19 protein-coding genes are annotated in these 20,716 nt (G+C 65.8%); 8 read left to right on the top strand and 11 right to left on the bottom strand.

Translation table 11 applies throughout. The features are described from left to right. Positions 1-4 precede the first annotated feature (4 nt). The 7 genes from N5D91_RS04855 to N5D91_RS04825 all read right to left on the bottom strand — a co-directional run bounded on the left by N5D91_RS04855 (position 5) and on the right by N5D91_RS04825 (position 6,576). Entirely contained in the window at positions 5-802 is a 798-nt protein-coding gene (locus N5D91_RS04855) for an SDR family oxidoreductase (RefSeq protein WP_180854402.1), read from the bottom strand. 149 nt (positions 803-951) lie between these two features. Then, positions 952-2,013, bottom strand: coding sequence for an AAA family ATPase (locus N5D91_RS04850; protein ID WP_180854403.1), 1,062 nt, complete (start codon positions 2,011-2,013; stop codon positions 952-954). Next, positions 2,013-2,987 carry an SDR family NAD(P)-dependent oxidoreductase gene (locus N5D91_RS04845; RefSeq protein WP_219635000.1) on the bottom strand — a complete coding sequence of 325 codons (975 nt, stop codon included), beginning with the start codon at positions 2,985-2,987 and terminating at the stop codon, positions 2,013-2,015. The genes N5D91_RS04850 and N5D91_RS04845 overlap by 1 nt, the downstream gene beginning before the upstream one ends. Beyond that, the gene (locus tag N5D91_RS04840; protein WP_180854405.1) at positions 2,987-3,412 is read right to left on the bottom strand and encodes a VOC family protein; all 426 of its coding nucleotides are present in this window, start codon (positions 3,410-3,412) and stop codon (positions 2,987-2,989) included. The genes N5D91_RS04845 and N5D91_RS04840 overlap by 1 nt, the downstream gene beginning before the upstream one ends. A 25-nt stretch (positions 3,413-3,437) precedes the next feature. Then, positions 3,438-4,541 carry an FAD-dependent monooxygenase gene (locus N5D91_RS04835; RefSeq protein WP_180854406.1) on the bottom strand — a complete coding sequence of 368 codons (1,104 nt, stop codon included), beginning with the start codon at positions 4,539-4,541 and terminating at the stop codon, positions 3,438-3,440. 32 nt (positions 4,542-4,573) lie between these two features. Next, on the bottom strand, positions 4,574-5,617 hold the full coding sequence (locus N5D91_RS04830; RefSeq protein WP_180854407.1) for an NAD(P)-dependent alcohol dehydrogenase: 1,044 nt from the start codon (positions 5,615-5,617) through the stop codon (positions 4,574-4,576). 44 nt (positions 5,618-5,661) lie between these two features. Then, complete coding sequence (locus N5D91_RS04825) at positions 5,662-6,576, bottom strand: alpha/beta hydrolase (RefSeq protein WP_180854408.1); 915 nt, start codon at positions 6,574-6,576, stop codon at positions 5,662-5,664. Between the two features lie 114 nt (positions 6,577-6,690). Between N5D91_RS04825 and N5D91_RS04820 the strand changes: the two genes are divergently transcribed. Next, positions 6,691-7,668: a LysR family transcriptional regulator gene (locus tag N5D91_RS04820; RefSeq protein ID WP_180854409.1), complete on the top strand. Its 978-nt coding sequence runs from the start codon at positions 6,691-6,693 to the stop codon at positions 7,666-7,668. 6 nt (positions 7,669-7,674) lie between these two features. On the opposite strand, the gene N5D91_RS04815 is transcribed toward N5D91_RS04820, so the two are convergent. Then, a complete protein-coding gene (locus N5D91_RS04815; RefSeq protein WP_180854410.1) occupies positions 7,675-8,601 on the bottom strand; it encodes an AraC family transcriptional regulator in 927 nt (308 codons plus the stop codon). Positions 8,602-8,723: 122 nt separating this feature from the next. Between N5D91_RS04815 and N5D91_RS04810 the strand changes: the two genes are divergently transcribed. Together N5D91_RS04810 and N5D91_RS04805 are read left to right on the top strand one after the other, a co-directional pair. Further along, positions 8,724-9,497, top strand: a complete 774-nt coding sequence (locus N5D91_RS04810) for an SDR family oxidoreductase (protein ID WP_164160518.1) — start codon at positions 8,724-8,726, stop codon at positions 9,495-9,497. A gap of 34 nt (positions 9,498-9,531) precedes the next feature. Then, positions 9,532-10,401: an oxidoreductase gene (locus tag N5D91_RS04805; RefSeq protein ID WP_180846617.1), complete on the top strand. Its 870-nt coding sequence runs from the start codon at positions 9,532-9,534 to the stop codon at positions 10,399-10,401. Between the two features lie 66 nt (positions 10,402-10,467). Here N5D91_RS04805 and N5D91_RS04800 read toward each other — a convergent pair whose 3' ends face one another. Beyond that, positions 10,468-11,406: an alpha/beta hydrolase gene (locus tag N5D91_RS04800; protein WP_180854411.1), complete on the bottom strand. Its 939-nt coding sequence runs from the start codon at positions 11,404-11,406 to the stop codon at positions 10,468-10,470. A 260-nt stretch (positions 11,407-11,666) separates the two neighbouring features. On the opposite strand from N5D91_RS04800, the gene N5D91_RS04795 reads away from it, so the two are divergent. Together N5D91_RS04795 and N5D91_RS04790 are read left to right on the top strand one after the other, a co-directional pair. Further along, a complete protein-coding gene (locus tag N5D91_RS04795; RefSeq protein ID WP_279907109.1) occupies positions 11,667-13,808 on the top strand; it encodes a hypothetical protein in 2,142 nt (713 codons plus the stop codon). Between the two features lie 71 nt (positions 13,809-13,879). Continuing rightward, positions 13,880-14,365, top strand: a complete 486-nt coding sequence (locus N5D91_RS04790; protein WP_180854412.1) for a TspO/MBR family protein — start codon at positions 13,880-13,882, stop codon at positions 14,363-14,365. A 16-nt stretch (positions 14,366-14,381) separates the two neighbouring features. On the opposite strand, the gene N5D91_RS04785 is transcribed toward N5D91_RS04790, so the two are convergent. Next, a complete protein-coding gene (locus tag N5D91_RS04785) occupies positions 14,382-14,675 on the bottom strand; it encodes a hypothetical protein (RefSeq protein WP_180854413.1) in 294 nt (97 codons plus the stop codon). 252 nt (positions 14,676-14,927) lie between these two features. On the opposite strand from N5D91_RS04785, the gene N5D91_RS04780 reads away from it, so the two are divergent. From N5D91_RS04780 to N5D91_RS04770, 3 genes are read left to right on the top strand one after another with little or no spacing between them, the layout of a single operon-like run. Then, positions 14,928-17,165 carry an ATP-binding protein gene (locus N5D91_RS04780; protein ID WP_180854414.1) on the top strand — a complete coding sequence of 746 codons (2,238 nt, stop codon included), beginning with the start codon at positions 14,928-14,930 and terminating at the stop codon, positions 17,163-17,165. Next, the gene (locus N5D91_RS04775) at positions 17,162-17,629 is read left to right on the top strand and encodes a response regulator (RefSeq protein ID WP_110712290.1); all 468 of its coding nucleotides are present in this window, start codon (positions 17,162-17,164) and stop codon (positions 17,627-17,629) included. Before N5D91_RS04780 ends, N5D91_RS04775 begins: the two co-directional genes overlap by 4 nt. Then, a complete protein-coding gene (locus tag N5D91_RS04770) occupies positions 17,622-20,021 on the top strand; it encodes a hybrid sensor histidine kinase/response regulator (protein ID WP_180854415.1) in 2,400 nt (799 codons plus the stop codon). Before N5D91_RS04775 ends, N5D91_RS04770 begins: the two co-directional genes overlap by 8 nt. A gap of 2 nt (positions 20,022-20,023) precedes the next feature. On the opposite strand, the gene N5D91_RS04765 is transcribed toward N5D91_RS04770, so the two are convergent. Next, positions 20,024-20,707 carry an oxidoreductase gene (locus N5D91_RS04765; RefSeq protein WP_180854447.1) on the bottom strand — a complete coding sequence of 228 codons (684 nt, stop codon included), beginning with the start codon at positions 20,705-20,707 and terminating at the stop codon, positions 20,024-20,026. Positions 20,708-20,716 lie beyond the last annotated feature (9 nt).

Raw genomic sequence — 20,716 nt, 5'->3', positions numbered from 1 at the left:
CGCATCAGAATGGCGTGTCAGCCACGCCACCATCCGCACGCAGCGCGGCGCCGGTAGTGCCGGATGCGAGGCTTGAGCAGGTGTAGGCCACCAGGCTGGCCACTTCCTGCGCAGTCTGGAAGCGCTCGGTGATCGACGAAGGCCGCATGGCCTTCACCAGCGCCGCACCCTGCTCCTCGATGCTCTTGCCGGTCCGGCGGATCTCATCCTGCAACATCGCCTCCACACCTTCGCTCAGGGTCGGCCCCGGCAACACCGCGTTGACGGTCACGCCAGTACCGGCCATGCGCTTGGCCATGCCACGCGAGAGACCCAGCAGTGCGGTCTTGGTGGTTGCGTAGTGCAACATGTCGGGAGGCGTGCTGATGCCGCACTCCGAGCCGATGAAGACCACCCTGCCCCAGGCCTTGCCTGCCATGGCCGGCAGGTACGAACGCGCAAGGCGCATGCCAGCCATGATGTTCACCGCCCAGTAGGTGTCCCACGTGTCATCGGCAATCTCGAAGAAGTCTGCGGTTTCGAAGACAGCGGCATTGTTGACCAGGATGTCGCACGCTGGCACCTGTGCCAGCAGCACGTTGCAACCCGCCGCGCTGGCCAGGTCCGCAACCACGCCCTGCACCGGTGCTGCGTCGCCGTGCTCGGCCTTCAGCCGCGCAACAGCCTGGTCAACCTGGTCGCTCCTGCGGCCATTCACCACCACCGTAGCGCCCTCCGCCAGCAACGTGCTGGCGATGGCATAACCGATGCCCTGGGTCGCACCGGTAACCACGGCGACCTTGTTCTGGATACCAAGTTGCATCTCACATTCACCTTGTTGAGGCGCACATCGTGCGCGGGTTGAAACAGCTGCGGCGGGCGTTGGATTCCATGCCATGGCCGCAAGCGTCGTGTTCAGATCATTAAGCGCCGCGAGCAACGCTCAGGCCATGCGTGTCTGACCGCGATCACTCAGCCAGCGTCCGCAGGTGACCCGCTGCGCGAGCGCGCGTTCAGCCATGCCATCACCGTGGCGTTGGATTTGTGGGTGGCCCCCAGGTACAGGGCCGTGTTGGCCAGTGCGACCGCGCCCAGTTCGTCGCCGAATCGCTCCAGTACCTTCCAGGCCTCCAAGGCCCTGGTCTGCGCTCTCGGGTCGGACAGGCCGATGTCCTCGATGGCCATCTTGCTCAGGTTGCGGGCCAGGTACCGTGGATCACAGCCTCCATCCAGCATCCGGCAGATCCAGTACAGGGCCGCGTCGGGATTCGTGCTGCGCACCGACTTGAACGCTGCGGATATCTGGTCGTAGAACAATTCACCCTGCTTGTCGAAGCGGCGCACCTGGCGGGGCAGCGCGTCATCCAGCAACGAATGGGGGATCCGACCATCCGCAGGCGCCAGATCCGCCAGGATCTCCAGAGCATTCAGCGCCCTGCGCAGATCTCCATCAGCGCGAACGGCGATGGCGCCCAGAACGTCGTCGTCGATCTTCAGATCGCAGTGGGCCAGCCCCTGCATCCCATCCACCAGCGCACGCCGCAGTTGTCCGGCGATGTGGATCGGCTGCAGCGGCTGCAGTACATGAACGTCGCAGCGCTGAAGCAGTGACGGTCGCAACTGGAACGACGGATTCTCGGTGGTGGCAGCAAGCAAGCGAGCGTCGTTGCCCTGCAGATGACGTACCAGCACATCCTGCGTGGCACGGTCCAGACGATGAACCTCGTCGACGAACAGCAGGTGGCCGCGGCCTGCCTGGTGGCTGGCCACGGCCAGCGCCCGGCCCAGTTCGGAGGGCGTCATCACCGCTGCAGGCAGCGATGTGTGGCGATGCCCCGATGCCCCCAGTAGCAGTTGCGCGATACTGGTCTTGCCACACCCCGGCGGCCCCCACAGGATGATCGAACGTGGCAGGCCTGCTTCCAGTGCCCGCTGCAGCGGCTGTCCATCCGCCAGCAGATGGGACTGCCCGACAACGCCGGCAAGCGATACTGGGCGCAGCCGTTCGGCCAAGGGAGCGCGTGCCTCCGACATCACTCCGCGCCTGACGTCATGCCAGCAAAAGCATTAATACCGGTCAGCTCGGCCGACAGCCGCCACAGGCGTTCTGCCTGCGCGGCGTCCACCGCATACGGGCGAACACCCCCTTCGCTCGGGACGGGAAGGTCTTCCTCCCATGCGACGTCGCAGTCCTCGCAGTACACCCCACCGATGCCATCCAGCAGCGACGATGTGGCCGCCCACACCGTGGTCGCCGCACCTTGAGCGGACGTCTTGAAACTGGGGTCGATCAACCGGCCCTCTGCATCAAGCCAGCCCAATGCCTGCATTTCTTCCAGTGCCATGTGGCGCTGCAGCGCCGTGTGGATCTTGCCCGGATGGACCGAGTAGGAACGCACGCCAGCGGTGCAACCGAGCACATCCAGGTGCAGCGCGAACAGCGCGATGGCGGTCTTGGACTGCCCATAGGCCAGCCACTTGTCGTACCCCGTTTCGAACTGCAGGTCCGTCCAGCGCATGGGCGAATAGTGATGTCCCATCGAGGACAGCGAAACGATGCGGGCACCTCGCGCAATGGCCGGCCACAGCAGATTGACCAATGCAAAATGACCCAGGTGGTTGGTGCCGAACTGCGATTCCCAACCGTTGCCCACGCGCGATTCATCGTTGGCCATGACCGCGGCATTGCAGATCACGATATCCGCCCTGCGTCCGCTGGCGACGAAGCGCTCGGCACAGGCACGCACGCTGGCCTGGTCCGCCAGATCAAGCATGTCCACCTCCACCCCGGGCACATCGGCCAGCGTGGCCCGGGCCGCCGCCGGGTTGCGCGCAAGTACCAGCACGTCTGCGCCGGCGCTGGCCAGGGTCCGGGTGGTTTCCAGGCCGAGGCCACCGTGGCCGCCGGTGATGATGACCCGCTTGCCGCGCAGGTCGATACCCCGCGCCACATCGGCTGCGGTACTCGTCCGGTCGAAGCCGGAGTTCAGGGGGCGCTGAGGGCTCATCACGACGACGCCCCCGCAGTGTCAAGCGTGGGAGCGGAATCGGCCAGCGTATGGAACGCGCACAGCTTGTTGCCGTCCGGGTCACGCAGGTAGGCCAGATACAGCGAGCCCGCCGGAGTCTCGCGCACACCGGGCGGTTCCTCGCACGAGGTTCCACCGTTGGCCAGCGCCGCGGCATGGAAGGCATCCACCTGTGCCGGGTTGGCCATGAGCAGGCCGATGGTGCCGCCATTGGCCGCCGAGGCAGCTTCGCCGTTCAGCGGCGTGGCCAGCACCAGCAGGCTACCTGCGTGCTGGTAGAGGATGCGCTCGGAATTGAAGTTGAGGCTGAGTGCCGGGCGGGCGCCGAGTACTCCCATTACGGCGTCGTAGAAGCGACGGGACCGCACAAGATCGTTGCTGCCAAGGGTTACGTGACTGAACATGTTTCTGTCTCGGTTCGGAATGAAGTCAGGCCCAGCGCTGGCGCGCCGCACCCGGCGAAGTGGCGTCGCGGAAGGAGCGCCCGAAGACCTGGCCCTGCAGCACCTGCTCGCGCATGTGGGGCAGGCGCCGTTGCTGGTAGAGCGCCAGGGCGTCCACCACGTCGGGTTCCAGGCGTAACGCCCGTGACACGTGCAGGGCATCGAGCATGGACTCAGCGAATCCCGCGCCGGTCATCGGCGATTGCGCATGCGCAGCGTCCCCCACCAGGGCCAGGCGCCCGCGCGCGACCTGCGTGGGGACGTACTCGGAGATGGGCATCGGCAGCGCGCCCGCCTGGCGGATCGCCCGCGAAAGTGCCTTGCCCCACGGTGCAGGCCACTGCACCCGCGCACGATTGGCCAACGCAATACGGGCGTCTGCGGGCACTGCGTCCGCCGTCGGCGTGAACCGCACCCGGTCCTCGCAGACCGCACCGAGGGCCTGCAACAGCCGGGTGCTGCGCGCTTCGAACCACGCCCAACCCACGCATCGCGGGGTGGCGTGTGCAGCCTCCAGCAACGGGTAGATGGCCAGCACATCGTGGCCGGCCGAATGGAACTCGACACCGCTCAGCGCACGCGCGTTCCGGGGTGGCACGTCGAGTTGCCCCAGCCACGCCAGATAGCCTGCGTAGGAGGCCTCGGGCTGCTCCGGGGCGACGCACCGTCGAACCACGCTCCGATGGCCATCGGCCCCGATCAGCAGGTCGGCCGCCCACTCCCGCCCTTCTGCGCTACGGGCCCATGCCGCGTCAACCCGCTCACCAACGGTGACCACCGCCTCGCCATCCACCAGCGTGATGCCGGGCTCGACACTGGCCGCCTGGCGGAGCGCACTGTAGACGTCCCACCACGCATGCGGCAGCACGGCCTGTTCAATGGCATCGCCGCCCAATGCATCCACCACCTGCTGGCTCGCCGGTACAGTGAATGCCATCCGCAAGGCAGTGCCGCCGGCGCGGATGGCCACACCGGCGCGCCCGCGCGCCGGTGCCCGCTCGAGCACGGTGGAGGCCACGCCGACGTTGGCCAGTGCCAAGGCCGCTGACAATCCCGCCAGCGAACCACCAATGATCAATGCCGTGCGCATGCTGTGCTCCTCGTCCGCTCTACCGCAGGCCTTCAGGCCAACATGGACATGTCGATGACGAAGCGATAGCGCACGTCGGCCCGCTCAAGCCGATCAAAGGCCTCGTTGATCTGGTCCATGCGGATCAGCTCGCAGTCCGGCAGGATCTGTTGTCGCGCGCAGAAGTCCAGCATTTCCTGGGTCTCGCGGATTCCGCCGATCATCGAGCCTGCTACGCGGCGGCGGCCCATGATCATCGGCACGGTGAACGGCTCCTGCAGATCGCCCAGTTGCCCGACGACCACCAGCGTGCCGTCGATATCCAGCAGCGGAATGTACGGGTTGATGTCGTGCTTGGTCGGTACGGTATCGACGATCAGGTCGAAGCTGGAAGCCGCAGCCGCCAATGCCTGCGCATCGTCGGTCGGCAGGAGTGCCTCTGCACCCAGAGCAAGCGCGTCGGCCTGCTTGGCGCGCGAGCGGCTGATGACGGTGACGTGTGCGCCCAGTCCGATCGCCAGCTTGACCGCCATGTGGCCCAGCCCGCCCAGGCCAACCACGGCCACCCGGCTGCCGGGGCCAACGTTCCAGGTGCGCAGCGGCGAGTAAGTGGTGATGCCGGCACACAGCAGCGGTGCGGCCCGAGACAGGTCCAATCCTTCGGGCACGCGCAGCACGAAAGCCTCCTTCACCACAATGTGCCGCGCATAACCACCGAGGGTCGGCTGGCCGGTGACGCGGTCCAGGCCGTTATAGGTCTCGGTCAGCACCTCGCGGCACATGTGCTCTTCGCCCTTGTGGCACTGATCGCAGTGCTCGCAGCTGTCGACGAAGGTGCCGACAGCCACTGCATCACCGGCCTTGAAGCGATGCGCGGACGCGCCGGTGGCCACCACACGACCGATGATCTCGTGGCCGGGCACGACCGGATAGATCGCCCTGCCCCAGTCGTTGCGGACCATGTGCAGATCCGAATGGCAGACGCCGCTGTAGAGGATTTCGATAGCGACATCGTCGTCACGCAGTTCACGACGCTCGATGGTGTGCGGCACCATTGGCGTAGTTGCCGACAGCGCAGCGTAGGCCTGGGTTTTCATCTGCAGATCCTTGAGTAATTCAATGAAACGCCATATCGGCGTGCTCAGCGCGCCACCAGCGCCTGGTGGTAGAACTCGCCCAGTGCCGCGCCCGCACGCGCCACGAATTCGGGCTGGTCGTACAGCGCCACGTGGGTAGCACCGGCCAGGATCAGCAGGTGCTTGTCGGTGCTGGCCGCGCGCCGGTGCAGCTCCTCGCTCATCCAGCGGGTGCCGGCCTCGCTGCCGGCGATCGCCAGCAACGGTTGGGTGAGGAACAGTTCCGCGTTGTTGAAGGCGTCGTAGCCCACCAGTTCGGCCAGGTTCTGCAGCGGGAACAGCCCAGTGGCGTTCGGATGCTGGCCACGCGGTGTGCGGTAGTAGTCGAAGGCTTCGGCAAAGTCCGGGTGTGTGGCGGCTTCGCGGTTGGCTGGCAGCGCATCCTGGTACTGGAGCTGTCCGCCCTCGGCCTGACGGCTGCGAGCCTGCGCTGCGGCATCAAGCAGCGCGACTGAATTCCGGGGATCGGCGCCGCCGTCCCAACCCTGGCGGAACATCTGGCCGTAATTGACGGCACTGATGGTGCCCACCGCGCGGATGCGGCGATCGTTCATCGTGGCGTGTGCCGCATAGCCGCCACCGGCACAGATGCCGAGCACACCCATCCGATCGGCGTCGACGATCGGCAGCGTGACCAGCAGGTCAATCGCCGCGCTGATATCGGCCACGCGCGCATACGGGTTCTCATTGCCGCGCGGCGCGCCGGTGCTGTTGCCCTGGCAGGAGGCATCGAAGGTCAACACCACGAAGCCCTGCTTGACCAGGCTGGCCGCATGCACCGTTGCGGTCTGCTCCTTCACGCCACCGGCCGGGTGAACGACCACGATGGCCGGATGACGGGCCGACAGTGCGGCGTGCTCCGGCACATGCAGCTGGCCGGCCATGGTGATGTTGCCATTGGGGAATTGCACTGCTTTCATTGCCGTCCTCACAGGTTGCTGTCCACGTTGTGTGGAATGACAGCTACGATAGGGCTGGCATGACGCGGTGATAATCCGCAAAACTCGTAATGGACTTATAAGCAGGACCACCCAATGGCAGGCAGTCACCTCAAGGATCTCTCGGCCTTTCTGATGGTTGCCGAAGAGGCAAGCTTCACCCGCGCCGCGATCCGGCTGGGCATCACCCAGTCTTCGCTCAGCCAGATCATCCGCGGACTGGAAACCCGCCTGGGGCTGCGCCTGTTCGCTCGCACCACCCGCAGCGTGGCCCTGACCGAGGCCGGCGAGCGCCTGCTCGGACTCATCGGCCCGGCCATGAACGAACTGGAAGCCGGGCTGGCCCGCATCGGTGAACTGCGCGACAAGCCCGCCGGCACCCTGCGCCTGACCGCAGACGAATATGCCGTGCACGCTGTACTGATGCCCGCCATCGCCCGGCTGGTACCGGACTACCCCGACATCCGCGTGGAAATCACCACCGACTACGGGTTGACCGACATCGTCAGCGGGCGCTTCGATGCCGGCGTGCGTCGCGGCGGCCTGGTTGCCAAGGACATGATCGCAGTGCCGATCAGCCTGCCGATACCGATGGTGGTGGTGGCATCACCGGCCTACTTCGCCCGCCACCCGGCACCCCAACAGCCGCAGCAGCTGGTAGAGCACCAGTGCGTCAACCTGCGCCTGCCCACCCATGGCGAGATCTATGCCTGGACATTCACTCGCGCCGGCCGCGACCACCGGGTGAAGTCCGAAGGCCAGGTGGTGGTCAACAGTATTTCGGCCATGCGCGATGCAGCTTTGCAGGGCGTCGGCCTTACCTATCTGCCACTGCATTACGTGCAGGACTGGCTGTCGTCAGGAGAGCTGGTCGAGGCGCTGACCGAGTGGCGCAAGACTTATGAGGGGTATCACCTCTACTACCCGAACCGGCGCTTGGCTTCGCCGGTGTTCACACTGTTGCTGCAAGCGTTGCGTGACAACCTGGAAGACAGCAGGAAGCGCAGCGCAACGAGTGCAGCACGTGCCGCCACCCAGCGTGCACCGGCCAGGCCTCGCCGGCGCACGACCTGATACCGCTTACCTGGGCGAGGTGGCCTGCCTGCGATACTGCGCGGGTGCCTGCCCCATGATGCGCTTGAACGCAGTACTGAACGCACTCTCCGATTCGTAGCCCACGGCAAAGGCAATACTGGACACGGCATCGGCTCCATGGGACAGCCGGTCCGCCGCAAGCAGCATCCGCCAACGTGACAGATAGTCCATTGCCGTGTGCCCGACCAGTGCCTTGAAGCGTTGCGCGAACACCGTGCGCGAAACCCCGGCGATACGCGCCAGAGACTCCAGCGTCCAGGACTGGGCCGGAGCCGCGTGCATCGCCCCGAGGGCGAGGCTGATGTGGCTGTCGGTCAAGGCCAGGAACCAGCCCTTCGGCACCCGGCCCGGGGTAGCCAGGTGCAGGCGCAGCACCTGTACCAGCATGAGATGGGCCAGATGGGTGGACATCAACCCTGCGCCCGGCTGCGGCGCGTGCAGTTCATTGGCCCATTGATCCAGCGCCCAGCGCAGCACGCCTGCTTGCCCCGAAGCGCGTGGCACATGGATCAGGGGTGGCAGCGCATCGAACAGCACGGCGGCATGCCGCCCGGGAAACGCGAATCGGCCGCTGATGAGGAAGGTCTCTCCTCCCCCGTTGTGAGTGACAACGCCCTGCCGCGCCGCCGCTTCGATGATGGGCTCGCCGCTGGCGATGGCCACTTCGGGATCCGAAGCGAGCACGAACCGGCAGCGGCTGTTGAGCAGGAAGCAGTCGCCGGCTTCGAAGTGGAACGGCGCGTTCTCACCTTCGACGCGGCCCCAGCAGCCGCCCCCCATGACCGCCGTGAACTTGATGCCTTCGTGCGCCGGGAAATCGAATGCCCAGTCGCCGGCGGCATCGAATCCGGCAAAGAACTGGCTGCTTGGCTGCAGCAGTGACAACACATCGGACAGCGGATCCGCGCTCATTTCCGTACGCTCGAAGAAGTCAGGCGAACGCCACGGCATGGATCGTACAGAACCCCGGGCCTATCGTGCATTCCATGGCGGCACATCACCGCCCCGCTCCCGATCAGACACAGGAATTGCCCATGAAACGCCTGCAGGACAAAGTCGCCATCATCACCGGCGCCGGCAGCGGCACCGGCATGGGTGCGGTCATCGCCCGGGTCTTCGCCAGCGAAGGCGCCGTCGTTGTTGCTACCGGCACCCCCGACCGCAAACAGAACCTTGACGCACTGGTGCAGGACCTCACCGCCCAGGGCCATCGTGCAACATCGGCGTTCCTGGATGTGACCCGGCCCGAACAATGGGCCGAGGTGGCCGCCACCACGATCGGGCGCCATGGCCGCATCGATATCCTGGTCAACAACGCCGGCACGCCGGGGCCGCGCGACGGCCGCTGGGACAACGCCACGGCCGAGGACTTCAGCCACGTCATCGACGTCAACCTGACCAGCCAGTTCCATGGCATCAAGGCGGTCACGCCGCAGATGGAACTGCAGCACAGTGGCGCGATCATCAACATCTCGTCCGCCGCCGGCATCATCGTCTTCCCCGACGTGCCGCCGGGCTACAGCGCCTCCAAGGGCGGCAGCCGTCACCTGACCAAGGCCGCCGCCGTCGATTTCGCCCGCCGCGGCATCCGTGTCAACGGCATCTACCCGGGGCTGATCGACACGCCGATGGCGACCCATTTCACCGAGGATCCGCAACTCCTGGAAAGCCTGCTCAAGGGCATTCCGATCGGTCGCGTCGGCACTTCGGAGGAAATCGCCAAGGCCGCGCTGTTCCTGGCCAGCGATGACGCGTCCTACGTCATCGGTGCCGAACTGGTGGTCGACGGTGGATTGACCATCATCTGATCGCGTGTTGCACAACATTCCGCAGGATTCTCCAATGAATACACAACAACCACGTGTCTGGTTCATCACCGGTGCGTCATCCGGCCTGGGCAAGGCCCTTTCCGAAGCGGTCATTGCCCGGGGTGACCGCGCCATCCTTACCGCGCGGCGGCTGGACCGACTTCGCGCGATCGCCGCAGGCCATGAGGACCACGTCCTGCCGCTGGCGCTTGACGTGAACGATGCCGATGGCCGTGCACGTGCCGTGGCCGACGCCATCGAACGCTTCGGGCGCATCGATGTGCTGGCCAATGTGGCTGGCCGCGGTGTGGTGGGCGCCTGCGAGGAGTTCAGCCTGGAACAGCTGCGCGAGCAGATGGAGCTGAACTTCTTCGCTGCTGCCGAAATGAGTCGCGCCGTGTTGCCGCAGATGCGAAAGCAAGGCGCTGGCCACATTCTCACTGTCAGCAGCATTGCCGGGCTGGTGGCAATGAACGCGGCCGGTCCCTACTGTGCAGCGAAGTTCGCTATCGAAGGCTGGACCGAAGCACTGGCGATCGAAGCAAAGCCGCTCGGCATCCGGGTGACGCTGGTGGAACCGGGCGCGTTCCGCACCGAGTTCGCCGGTGATGCCAACATGCGGCCAGCACACCGCATCGATGCCTATCGGCCGGTTGTGGAGCCATTCGAAACCTACCTGGAATCATCCTCCGGTCAGCAGATGGGTGACCCGGCAAAGGCCGCGCAGCGCATGCTGGACGTTGTAGCCAGCAATGACCCACCGGTGCGGCTGATGCTGGGTGCGGATGCCTATTCGATCTGGGAGACCACACTGGCCAACCGCCAGGCCGATCTGGCCAGGTGGCGTGAGCGCGGTATCGATACCGCGTTCGAGGGCGCCGCTACGGTGCAGATCCAGCTGTAAAGCAAACGTCCCGCCTGCCTGAAATGGGCCGGCGGGACGTACGCTGCTCTGGTTGGCCTTGTTGCATCAAGCGCCAAGATGCGTCCGGTAGAACGGAATCAGCTGCTGCAGCGCCTGGGTGGTGGCTGCTGGCTGGTCATACAGCTCGTAGTGGCTGGCGCCGGCCACGATCTGGATGCTCTTCTGCGCCGAACGCGCCCTTGCGTACAGCTCCAGGCCGTCACGATACGAACCGAAACCACCGGGCACACCGCCGATGACGATGTGCAGCGGCTGAGTCAGCAGATGCTCGGTGAACGCAAAGGCATCCCAGCTCAGGGCGGCGCCGGTGCTGGTGAAGCGCAGCTTGTTCGGCGAGCCCGGCTGCTGGCCACGCGGCGTGCAGTAGTACTGCACCGCCTCGACGATGTCGATGTCGTTGATTCCGGCGGCTTCGCGCTCCGCTTCGGAGCCGGGAATGTAGCCCACGATCAACGGCTCAGCACCCCGTGCCTCGGCAGTGCGCTGCTTGCCCAGCGCTTCCAACGTCTTCAACGCAGCATCCGGCGACATGTCACCTTCACGCATCAGCCGGCCATAGTTGGCAGCCACCACCGTGCCGACTGCCTTGAAACGGTGGTCGGTAGTGGCCGCGCTCACCGCATAGCCACCGCCGCCGCAGACGCCCAGCACGCCAACACGGTCTTCATCGATGTACGGCAGCGTCATCAGGTAATCCATGGCACAGCGGAAGTCCTCTACTCGGGTAGCGGGATCTTCCATGAAGCGGGGCTCACCGCCGCTGGCGCCTTGGGTGGAGGCGTCAAAGGCAAGAGTGATGAATCCGGCGGCGGTCAGTGCCTCACCGTAGATGGCGCCCGACGTCTGCTCCTTGCAGCTGCTGATCGGGTGCGCGCAGACGATGGCAGCGTACTTGCTGGCAGGGTCGAAGCCTTCCGGAAAGCGCAGGGTGGCGGCGACATCCCAGCTACGGTTCTTGAAACTGACGGTCTGTTGGGTGCTCATTTCAGTTCTCCAGGGGATTGGATTCGGCAGGCAAAGCGTAGGCCGCCGCTATTGGGTTGATAATCCCGGAAAAAAGCATTGCACTTATTCCAAGTGCCACCTAATTGCTCCAGGTAGCCGACTTCAGGCCGTCTCCACGCCCGCATTCACACGGTGCAACCCAACACTTCGCAATAGTGCGCTGGCTCCCCATGTGATGAAGGTTGAAGCCGCTGATTTCCGTTCGCTACCCTCAATGGCCTCGCCATGCGCGCCTCACGGTGCGCATTCTGCTTGTCGTGTACGCTGCCTACCTGCTGGCCGGCAACATCTTCCTCAACACCCCGCTGTTCGACCAGGTCACCAACCGCAAGCCGCACAAGTTCGTGATGACCACCGGCCCGGCCATCACGCTGCTGCCTGGCCATGTGATCGCGTGGAACGTGCACATGCGCGGGCACGTCAACCACACCGTCTACGTGCTGCACGCCGAACGCGCCAGCGCCCGGCTGGCCGTGTTGCCCCTGTTCCGCCGCGAAGTGCGGGTTCCCCGATTGCAGGCCACAGGCGTGTCGGCCGAAATCAGTCGCGTCGAGGACGCCATTCCGTCGCCCCCGCGCGGCGACCAGGGTTGGACCCTGCGTTTCGACGCCATCGACAGCGACAGCATCCGCAGCGCCCGGCTCGGCAAGCTGCTGATCATCGGCAAGGGCCAGGGCACGGTCGGGTTCCTCAAGCAGCTGCGCGGCGGCCCATCGGAACTGTTCGATTCCGAGGTCTCGTTCAGCAAAGCAGATACCAGCTATGACGGCGTGCAGCTGCTGGGCGACATGGATCTGACTGCGCGCTTCAGCTATCCGCGCCACTATCGCGATCAGGCGCCTGGCCTGGCCAAGTTGAAGCTGCTGCATGCGCAACTTGATTTGGACGCGCGCAGCCAGGGCCTGCGCATGGATACGGACGCCACAACGCCAAAGATCTCCAGCGCGCCCGTGCCCGGACGCCTGCAACTGGCGGTCCACCTGTTCGACGGCCAACTGCAACCCGGTGACCGCGCGCTGTGGCAGGTGCCGCTCTTCCTCGGCGATGGCGCGCCCGATCGCGGTGTGCTGGCCCTGCAGCTCAATGTAGCCAACGACCTGCGCCTGCAGGCCCGCCTGCCGCCACGCCCGGATTCGGCCGCCGGCATCGATGCCGACCTGCACATCACCGGGCGCGAGATTCCCTTCCAGCACCCTTCCCAGCTGCTGGAGCGCAGCTCCGGTACCGTGCGTGGCGAATGGACCTTCACCTCGCTCAACTGGATCCCTGCCCTGTTCGTGCGCAAGCCGTGGCTGCAGCTGGATGGCGGCGGCACGCTGAAGGCCGACCTACGCCTGCGCAATGGTGAGCTGATCGAAGGCAGCACCGTGGACATTCCTTCGGCTGCCGCCGTGGCCGAGGTCGCTGGCGTGCGCCTGGCCGGCACGGCCAGTGCGCATGGCGAGCTGAAGGCCGGCACCCCCACTCAGGCACAGCTGGCGATCCGGCTGCCCCGCTTCACCGCTCGCCCAAGCGATGCGAAGGATGTGCGCCTGTTCGACGGGCGCGACCTGGCCGTGGACCTCACCGGCGACGGCCGCCTACAGGAACTGCGCAAGGGCGTTCGTGCGCGGCTGCGCTTCAGCCAAGCGACCATCCCGGACCTGGCCGCCTACAACCGCTACCTTGGCTCTCAACAGGTGCGCCTGCTGCGTGGCACCGGCAGCCTCAGCGGCGACGCCACGCTCGACACCGATGGCCGCGTCGGCCACGGCACCGCGCGGCTGCTGGGTCGCAATGCCAGCGCCAAGGTGGCGGGCCTGGACATGGGCGGCGATGTCGACGTGAACGCGACGCTTCGCCGTGGGGACTTCAACCAGCGCCATTTCGATCTGTCCGGCACCACCGTGGAGCTGCGCAATGTGCAGGTGGCGCGCACCGATTCCAGCAGCGCGTGGAAAGGCCGCGCCGTGTTCAAGCGGGGCCGCATCGACGCGCAGTCTCCGTTCCAGGTGGACGCTATCACCGATCTGACCCTGAGCGATGCACGCCCCTTGCTGGCCGTGTTCGCCAAGCGCACCGACTATCCGCGCTGGACGCTGTCCCTGCTCGACTCCGGCCAGGTCGATGCACAGGCCACGCTGCGTTGGCGCCCGGGGCATCTTCTGGTCGACGGCCTGCAGGCCGAGAATGATCGCCTGTCGGTACGTGCGCGGCTGGATCTGCTGGAGCAGCGCAAGCGTGGCGATCTCTATCTGCGCTGGGGGCTGCTGGGCGCCGGCATCGAGCTTGATGGCGAACAGCGCCAGTGGCATCTGGCCAAGGCGCGTGAATGGTTCGATCAGCGCCCTTCGCTGTTGCCGGCTGCCGAAGGTGGAAGCGCCGCGGGTTCTTCAGACTGATCGCCCCGGGCTGCATCCATTTGCCGCTTCCGTTCGTATGAGCGGGTAAACGCAGGATGGAGCGGCACGGAATGAAGCGGCGTTCACAGGTTATGGGTCTTCTGGGATGGGGCGTGATCACCTTTGCGGCGGCCGCAGTCGGCGCATGGGCATCGACATCCGCCGCCAGCTTCTACGCCACTCTCGCCCTTCCCGCCTGGGCACCGCCTGCCAACGTGTTTGGCCCGGTATGGAGCCTGCTCTACGCGATGATGGCTGTTGCTGCATGGCTGGTCTGGCGTGAGCGCGGCTGGCGAGGTGCACAACCGGGGCTGACGCTCTATCTGCTGCAGTTGGCCGTCAATGCGCTATGGAGCTGGCTGTTCTTCGGCTGGAAGCTGGGCGCGCTGGCCTTCGTCGACATCCTGGTACTGATCACGCTGGTGTGCGCAACGATCGTTGCCTTCGCCCGCATCCATCGTGGTGCGGCGGTGATGCTGCTGCCTTACCTGGCCTGGATATCGTTCGCATCCGCGCTGAACTTCGCGGCGTGGCGCGCCAATCCCGGGTTGCTGTGACCCGGTATCAGTGCTCTCAGGCCTGTGCAACGCGCTGCGGCTGCCATGCACGCAGCAACGCCGGCTTGAACGCCTGCTGGCCACAACCCGTGGGGCATCGCACCACGCGCGCGGCGGTGTGGCTGACCAGCCCTTGCCCTTCCTCCGCCTTGAACACCGTTTCGCAGCACAGGCAGCGCGCAACCAGTGAGTACAGGTGGAGCAGGCGCCCACTGGCCGGATCCTGCAGGGCATCCACATCCAGCAGCTCAAACTGGCAGCTGTCGGCAAGCATGCGGTATGGCGTTGAAAGCAAGGTCTGCAGGTTCACGGGGCGTAGTCACTCAGGAATGTGCGTTCACCCTAGGCAAGTGGGTGTCGAGCGCGCGTGCAGCGCACATGTACCTTTCGCGAAACATGCAAGTGCTGTTGGAATGCTCAGATGAAGAATTCAGGTTTGAATGAAACGTTCTTCACGCGCACGTGCTGGTATGCGAATGCACGATTTTGCGTCACCATCCATGCATGCCGGATGCAACGCTGGGCCATTCCAGCCATCCACGAATCATGAGTCCCGCCTTTGATGCCTTCTGCCGAGTCCACGCACGACACCGCCCAGTCCCGTTGTGCGCGTGAGCCGATTCATACGCCCGGTGCCATCCAGCCATACGGTGTGCTTCTTGTAGTGGAGCCGCAGTCACTGCGGGTGCGTGAGCGTGCCATCAGCCAGCAAGGGCTGCTGCAGCAGTTCGGCGAACCCTTGATGCAGCATGTCAGCGAGGTACTGGGCGGCGTGCTGGCGCCCTTCCAGGCGCTGTTCCAGCAGGCCACGGTGGGCAGCAGCGCGCATGTCGGCGCCGTGCACCTGGATGGCCACGGCCGGCATCAGCTGTTGGTGCATCGCTCCGCCACCGATCTGCTGATCGAACTGGAGGCACCGGTTCCCGGCCAGCCTGGTTCGCTGGAAGAATTGTATCCGTCGATCCGCGAACTGATGACCGGCATCGAATCGGCTACCACCGTGGAAGATCTGTGCCAGTTGGCGGCCGCGCACATGCGCCGGCTGACCGGCTTCGACCGCACCCTGGTCTACCAGTTCGACGCCGGCTGGAACGGCATCGTGGTCGCTGAGGATGGCAACGGCCTGTTGCCGTCCTACCTGGACCTGCGCTTCCCCGAATCGGACATTCCGGCCCAGGCCCGCGAGCTGTATCGGCGCAACCGGGTGCGACTGATCGCGGACAACAACTACACCCCTGCCCCACTGATGCGCAGCGAGGCGCACCGCGACGCGCCGGCCACCGACCTGAGCCTGGCCGTGCTGCGCAGCGTTTCGCCCGTGCACCTGCAGTACATGCGCAACATGGGCACCGGCGCGTCGATGTCGGTGTCACTGGTGCATGAGGGCCAGCTGTGGGGTCTGGTGTCCTGCCACACGGTTCAACCGCGCCGCCTGCCCTATCACGTGCGCACTGCCTGCGAATTCATGGGCCAGATCCTGTCGCTGCAGATCGCGCTGAAGGAGCGTGCACGCGCCATCGAAGAGCGCGTGGCGCGCCGCTCGGTGCTGGTCAAGCTGCTGGCACGCATGGCCGGCGACGAGGATTTCATGGCTGCGCTGCGCCACGACGAAGCCAGCCTGCTGTCGCTGACCGGCGCAGCAGGCGCCGCCATCGTGCACAAGGGCGACTGCATGCGTGTGGGCCAGTGCCCGCCCGCAACCGACGTGCTGGCCCTGGCCGATTGGCTGGCGGCACAGCAGGCCGGGCAGGAAACGTACTGCAGTGACCATCTGGCAGCCGACTGGGCGCCAGGCGCGCGCCTGTCCGACGTGGCCAGCGGCGTACTGGCGGTGTCCATTTCGCAGCTGCATGACAGCTACCTGATGTGGTTCCGCCCTGAAGTGGTGCGTACCGTGCGCTGGGGCGGCGATCCGCGCAAGACCGCGGTACTCGACGTGGCACTGTCGCCGCGCAGCTCCTTCGAGGCCTGGAAGGAAACCGTGCAGCAGCGCAGCCTGCCGTGGAACGATGCCGACCGTGATGCCGCCCACGAGATGCGCACCGCCATCGTCGACATCGTGCTGCGCAAGGCCGAGGAAATGGCCGAGCTCAACGAGCAGCTGGTCCGCAGCAACAAGGAGCTTGAAGCGTTTTCCTATTCGGTCAGCCACGACCTGCGTGCGCCCTTCCGCCACATCGTCGGTTACTCGGAGCTGCTGGGCAGCTCGGCCGGCGAACGCCTCAACGATACCGAGCGCCGCTTCCTGGATACGATCGTGGAATCGGCCAAATCTGCCGGAACGCTGGTGGACGACCTGCTGAGCTTCTCGCAGATGGGCCGCTCCACGCTCGGCCGGGTGCGGCTGGACATGGCGGCACTGGCCGAGGATGTCCGCAGGAGCCTGGCACTGGACTACGCCGGACGCGACGTACAGTGGACGCTGGCGCCGCTGCCGGAGGTGCAGGCCGACCCGACGATGATGCGCCTGGTCTGGCAGAACCTGCTGGCCAACGCGGTCAAATTCACCCGTGAGCGCGAGCAGGCGGTGATCGAGATCGGCCATGAGCGCCTCGATGAGGAGGACCACTTCTTCGTGCGCGACAACGGCTGCGGTTTCGACATGCGTTATGTCGACAAGCTGTTCGGCGTGTTCCAGCGCCTGCATCACGTCGAGGAATTCGAAGGCACCGGCATCGGCCTGGCCAATGTGCGCCGTATCGTCGGCCGCCATGGCGGCAGGACCTGGGCCGAGGGCGAACCCGGCAAGGGCGCCACGATCCATTTCACCTTACCCCGTTCCACAGGAGATCACCCATGAGGGACCTGCGGCCGATCCTCCTGGTAGAGGACAGCCCCAAGGATGCAGAGCTGACGCTGGCCGCACTTGCGCGTTGCCAGTTGCTGAACGATGTCATCCATGTACGTGACGGCGCCGAAGCGCTGGATTACCTGCGCTGCGAAGGCAAATTCGCCGGCGCCAACCACGGCGGCCCGGTGGTGGTGCTGCTGGACCTGAAGCTGCCCAAGGTGAACGGCCTGGAGGTGCTGGAGCAGGTGCGTGGCGATTCGAACCTGAGCAGCACGCCGGTGGTGATGCTGACCTCCTCCCGCGAAGAGCAGGATCTGGTGCGCAGTTACGAACTGGGCGTCAATGCGTTCGTGGTCAAGCCAGTCGATTTCAAGGAATTCTTCGACGCGATCCAGGGCCTGGGCATGTTCTGGGGCATCACCAACCAGCCACCACCGCATCGCCCCAACGGCTCGGGGCAGCACAATGCGTGATGGATCGCGCCGCAGCGAGCGCCTGCGCATCCTCATGCTGGAGGACAGTGCGCTTGATGCGGAACTGATCACCGCACAACTGCAGCGGGCCGGCCTCGACTTCGAGGCTGAGCGCCTGTGGACCCGCAATGCCTTCATCGAGGCAATCGAGAATCGCGCCTTCGATGTGATCCTGGCCGATCATGTGCTGCCCGGATTCGACGGCGACGCTGCACTGGCGCTGGCGCGCGAGCGGATTCCGCAGACGCCCTTCATCTTCGTTTCCGGCACGCTGACCGAAGAACTGGCGGTGCAGGCGCTGACCCGTGGCGCACGCGATTACGTGGTCAAGCAGCGCCTGCAGCGCCTGCCGGATGCGATCCGCCGCGCCCGCCAGGAGGCGAACGAGCGTACCCAGCTGGCCCACGCGCAGGCCGCCCTGAATGACAGCCAGGCCCAGCTGCAGCAGGTGACCGATGCCGTCCCGGCACTGATTGCCCAGCTCGACAAGGAGCATCGCTACCGCTTCGCCAACAAGGCCTTCCTGGACTGGCACGGCGTCAGCCTGGCCGAACTGCTGGGCCGTACGGCGCGCGATGTCAGCGGAGTCTCCGCGTTTGAGCAGGCGCTGCCCAGCATCGAACGGGTGCTGCAGGGCGAGCGCACCCGCTTCCAGGTGGAGCTGGCCCACCGCAGCGGCGAATCACGTTTCGTGCAGATGGACTGCGTGCCGGAGCGAGGCGCCGACGGCGCTGTGGTCGGCTACATCTGCCTGGGCAGCGACGTCTCCGGGCTGAAGCAGGCGGAGCTGGCCCTGCGCGAAGACAACCAGCTGCTCGAACGGCAGGTGCAGGCGCGTACCACCGAACTCCGGGCCAGCAAACGACGCTTGCAGGCCATCTTCGAATCCAGCTTCCAGCATCAGGTGCTGCTGGACCTGGATGGCCGCGTGGTCGACGCCAATGTCGCCTCATTGGCTGCCGTATTGGCCGACAAGCCCGACGTTGTAGGCCAGCGCTACGGGCAATCGCCGTGGTTTGCCACCAGCGATGACGTCGGCATCCTCGTGGACCAGGCCATTGCCGCTGCCGCGAAGGGCCACAGCTCGTTGCATGCGCTGGAGCTGGAACTGCCGACCGGCCGCCGCAGCTACGATTTCTCGTTCCGTCCGCTGTTGGATGCCGAGGGCGCGGTGACCGCCGTGGTCTCCGAAGCGGTGGAAACGACTGCACGCCTGCAGGCCGAGCATGCGCTGCGCCAGTCACAGAAGATTGAAGCGGTGGGCCAGCTCACCGGCGGCATCGCCCACGATTTCAACAATATCCTGACGGTGATTTCCGGCAACGTTGAACACGCCATGCTGCTCAGCGAGCGGGCCGGCGAGCCGGGCGACATGGTCAGTCGTGCGCTGGACAATGCTCTGAAAGGCGTGGGCCGTGCCGCCAGCCTGACCCAGCGCCTGCTGGCATTTGCCCGGCGCCAGCCACTGCACAGCCAGGCAGCCAATCTCAATGACCGCCTGCTGGACATGCATGACATGCTGCAGCGCGCCCTGGGTGAGCTGGTACAGCTGGAAATCCGCGCCGCCGAGGACGTCTGGTGCGTCGAGATCGACGTCAGCCAGCTGGAGGCATCGGTACTCAACCTGGCCGTCAACGCCCGCGATGCCATGCCCCACGGGGGCCGGCTGGTGATCGAGGTCGACAACAGCCATCTCGACCACGACTACGCTGCCTTGTTCCCCGATGCAGCGCCTGGCGAATACGTGATGCTGCGGGTCCGCGACAACGGCCACGGCATGGACGCGGCTACCCTCGCGCGCGTGTTCGAACCCTTCTTCACCACCAAGCAGGTTGGCCGTGGTACCGGCCTGGGCCTGTCGATGGTGCATGGCTTCGTCAAGCAGTCCGGCGGCCATGTACTGATCGATTCGGTGGAGGGCGGCGGCACCAGCATCACCATGATGTTCCCGCGTTCGGCACTGGCCCTGCCCTGCGAGGCGAGCGCACCACCGACCGGCCTGGCCGGTTACTCGCCACGCGAGGAAACCATCCTGGTGGCCGAGGACAACGATGACGTGCGTGCGCACACCGTTGATGCACTGCGCCTGCTGGGCTATCGCGTGCTGGAAGCGCACGATGGCCCATCCGCACTACGGCTGCTGGAACGTCCGGACACTACGGTCGACCTGCTGTTCTCCGACGTGGTGATGCCCGGCATGTCGGGCTGGGAGCTGGTGCGGGAAGTCCGGGAGCGCTGGCCCGACGTCGCGGTCCTGTTCACCTCAGGCTATCCACGCGATCACGACGCGGTCGGCACCCAGGGCCGGGCGGCCGCGCTGCTGCCCAAGCCATTTACCCGCAGCGACCTGGCCCAGGCGGTGCGTACCGCACTGGAAGGTGCCGCGCATTGAGGTCAGGCAACCGGGTCGCGCACGTCCGTCGCGATCCGGTTGATGTCCGCGCACTCCACCGTGGCCGGCGAATGCTCCATGCCGGCCAGCGCAATCATCGCCTGGCCCAGTGCCAGGTTGCTGGTCACCAGTGACGGCGCGATCACACTCGCCAGTTTCATCAAGGGTGCGCCACCCCAGTACAGCGGCTTCAGCAGGCCATGACGGGTGCCGGTGCCCTGCACGGGGCGAACGCCACCCGGACGCAGCATGACCGTGCGGACCGGCAGCGACTGCAGTGCCCGCTCTGCCTCGCCCTTGATCCGCAATGGCATCAACCGGCTTCGCGCATCCGCACCGGCGCCGGATACATACAGGAAACACCCCTGCGGGTTCACCGTGGCCCAGGCGCGGGCGACGGCCAAGGTGGTCTCCAGTGTCACTCTTCGGTACTCGGCCTCGGCCGTGCCGACCGGTGGAGCGCCCGCGCAGTAGAAACAGGCATCGAACCCCGACAGATCATCCTGCCGTTCCTCGATCCTAAGGAAGTCCGGCACGATCAGCTCGCTGCCGCTACCGTCGAGGCTGCCCGGGCGCCGGACCAGTGCAGTCAGATCGGAAACCCGGGGCGAGCGCTGGCAGGCCAGGGCCACGCCCTGCCCCACCAGCCCCGTGGCACCGGTCAACAGAATCCGTAGCGCGCCCATTGCCATCGC

Origin of the sequence: Stenotrophomonas sp. GD03794 (assembly GCF_029842145.1) — a bacterium.
Taxonomy (GTDB): domain Bacteria; phylum Pseudomonadota; class Gammaproteobacteria; order Xanthomonadales; family Xanthomonadaceae; genus Stenotrophomonas; species Stenotrophomonas riyadhensis.
This window is presented reverse-complemented; position numbering and strand designations above follow the sequence as displayed.

What these genes read in the sequence shown, in the direction of transcription:
- N5D91_RS04830 (WP_180854407.1), bottom strand. Translation starts at nt 5,617, where the DNA reads ATGAAAACCCAGGCCTACGCTGCGCTGTCGGCAACTACGCCAATGGTG.
- N5D91_RS04775 (WP_110712290.1), top strand. Translation starts at nt 17,162, where the DNA reads ATGAGGGACCTGCGGCCGATCCTCCTGGTAGAGGACAGCCCCAAGGAT.
- N5D91_RS04815 (WP_180854410.1), bottom strand. Translation starts at nt 8,601, where the DNA reads ATGAGCGCGGATCCGCTGTCCGATGTGTTGTCACTGCTGCAGCCAAGC.
- N5D91_RS04825 (WP_180854408.1), bottom strand. Translation starts at nt 6,576, where the DNA reads ATGAAAGCAGTGCAATTCCCCAATGGCAACATCACCATGGCCGGCCAG.
- N5D91_RS04765 (WP_180854447.1), bottom strand. Translation starts at nt 20,707, where the DNA reads ATGGGCGCGCTACGGATTCTGTTGACCGGTGCCACGGGGCTGGTGGGG.
- N5D91_RS04855 (WP_180854402.1), bottom strand. Translation starts at nt 802, where the DNA reads ATGCAACTTGGTATCCAGAACAAGGTCGCCGTGGTTACCGGTGCGACC.
- N5D91_RS04835 (WP_180854406.1), bottom strand. Translation starts at nt 4,541, where the DNA reads ATGCGCACGGCATTGATCATTGGTGGTTCGCTGGCGGGATTGTCAGCG.
- N5D91_RS04840 (WP_180854405.1), bottom strand. Translation starts at nt 3,412, where the DNA reads ATGTTCAGTCACGTAACCCTTGGCAGCAACGATCTTGTGCGGTCCCGT.
- N5D91_RS04805 (WP_180846617.1), top strand. Translation starts at nt 9,532, where the DNA reads ATGAATACACAACAACCACGTGTCTGGTTCATCACCGGTGCGTCATCC.
- N5D91_RS04810 (WP_164160518.1), top strand. Translation starts at nt 8,724, where the DNA reads ATGAAACGCCTGCAGGACAAAGTCGCCATCATCACCGGCGCCGGCAGC.
- N5D91_RS04790 (WP_180854412.1), top strand. Translation starts at nt 13,880, where the DNA reads ATGAAGCGGCGTTCACAGGTTATGGGTCTTCTGGGATGGGGCGTGATC.
- N5D91_RS04850 (WP_180854403.1), bottom strand. Translation starts at nt 2,013, where the DNA reads ATGTCGGAGGCACGCGCTCCCTTGGCCGAACGGCTGCGCCCAGTATCG.
- N5D91_RS04780 (WP_180854414.1), top strand. Translation starts at nt 14,928, where the DNA reads ATGCCTTCTGCCGAGTCCACGCACGACACCGCCCAGTCCCGTTGTGCG.
- N5D91_RS04845 (WP_219635000.1), bottom strand. Translation starts at nt 2,987, where the DNA reads ATGAGCCCTCAGCGCCCCCTGAACTCCGGCTTCGACCGGACGAGTACC.
- N5D91_RS04820 (WP_180854409.1), top strand. Translation starts at nt 6,691, where the DNA reads ATGGCAGGCAGTCACCTCAAGGATCTCTCGGCCTTTCTGATGGTTGCC.
- N5D91_RS04800 (WP_180854411.1), bottom strand. Translation starts at nt 11,406, where the DNA reads ATGAGCACCCAACAGACCGTCAGTTTCAAGAACCGTAGCTGGGATGTC.
- N5D91_RS04770 (WP_180854415.1), top strand. Translation starts at nt 17,622, where the DNA reads ATGCGTGATGGATCGCGCCGCAGCGAGCGCCTGCGCATCCTCATGCTG.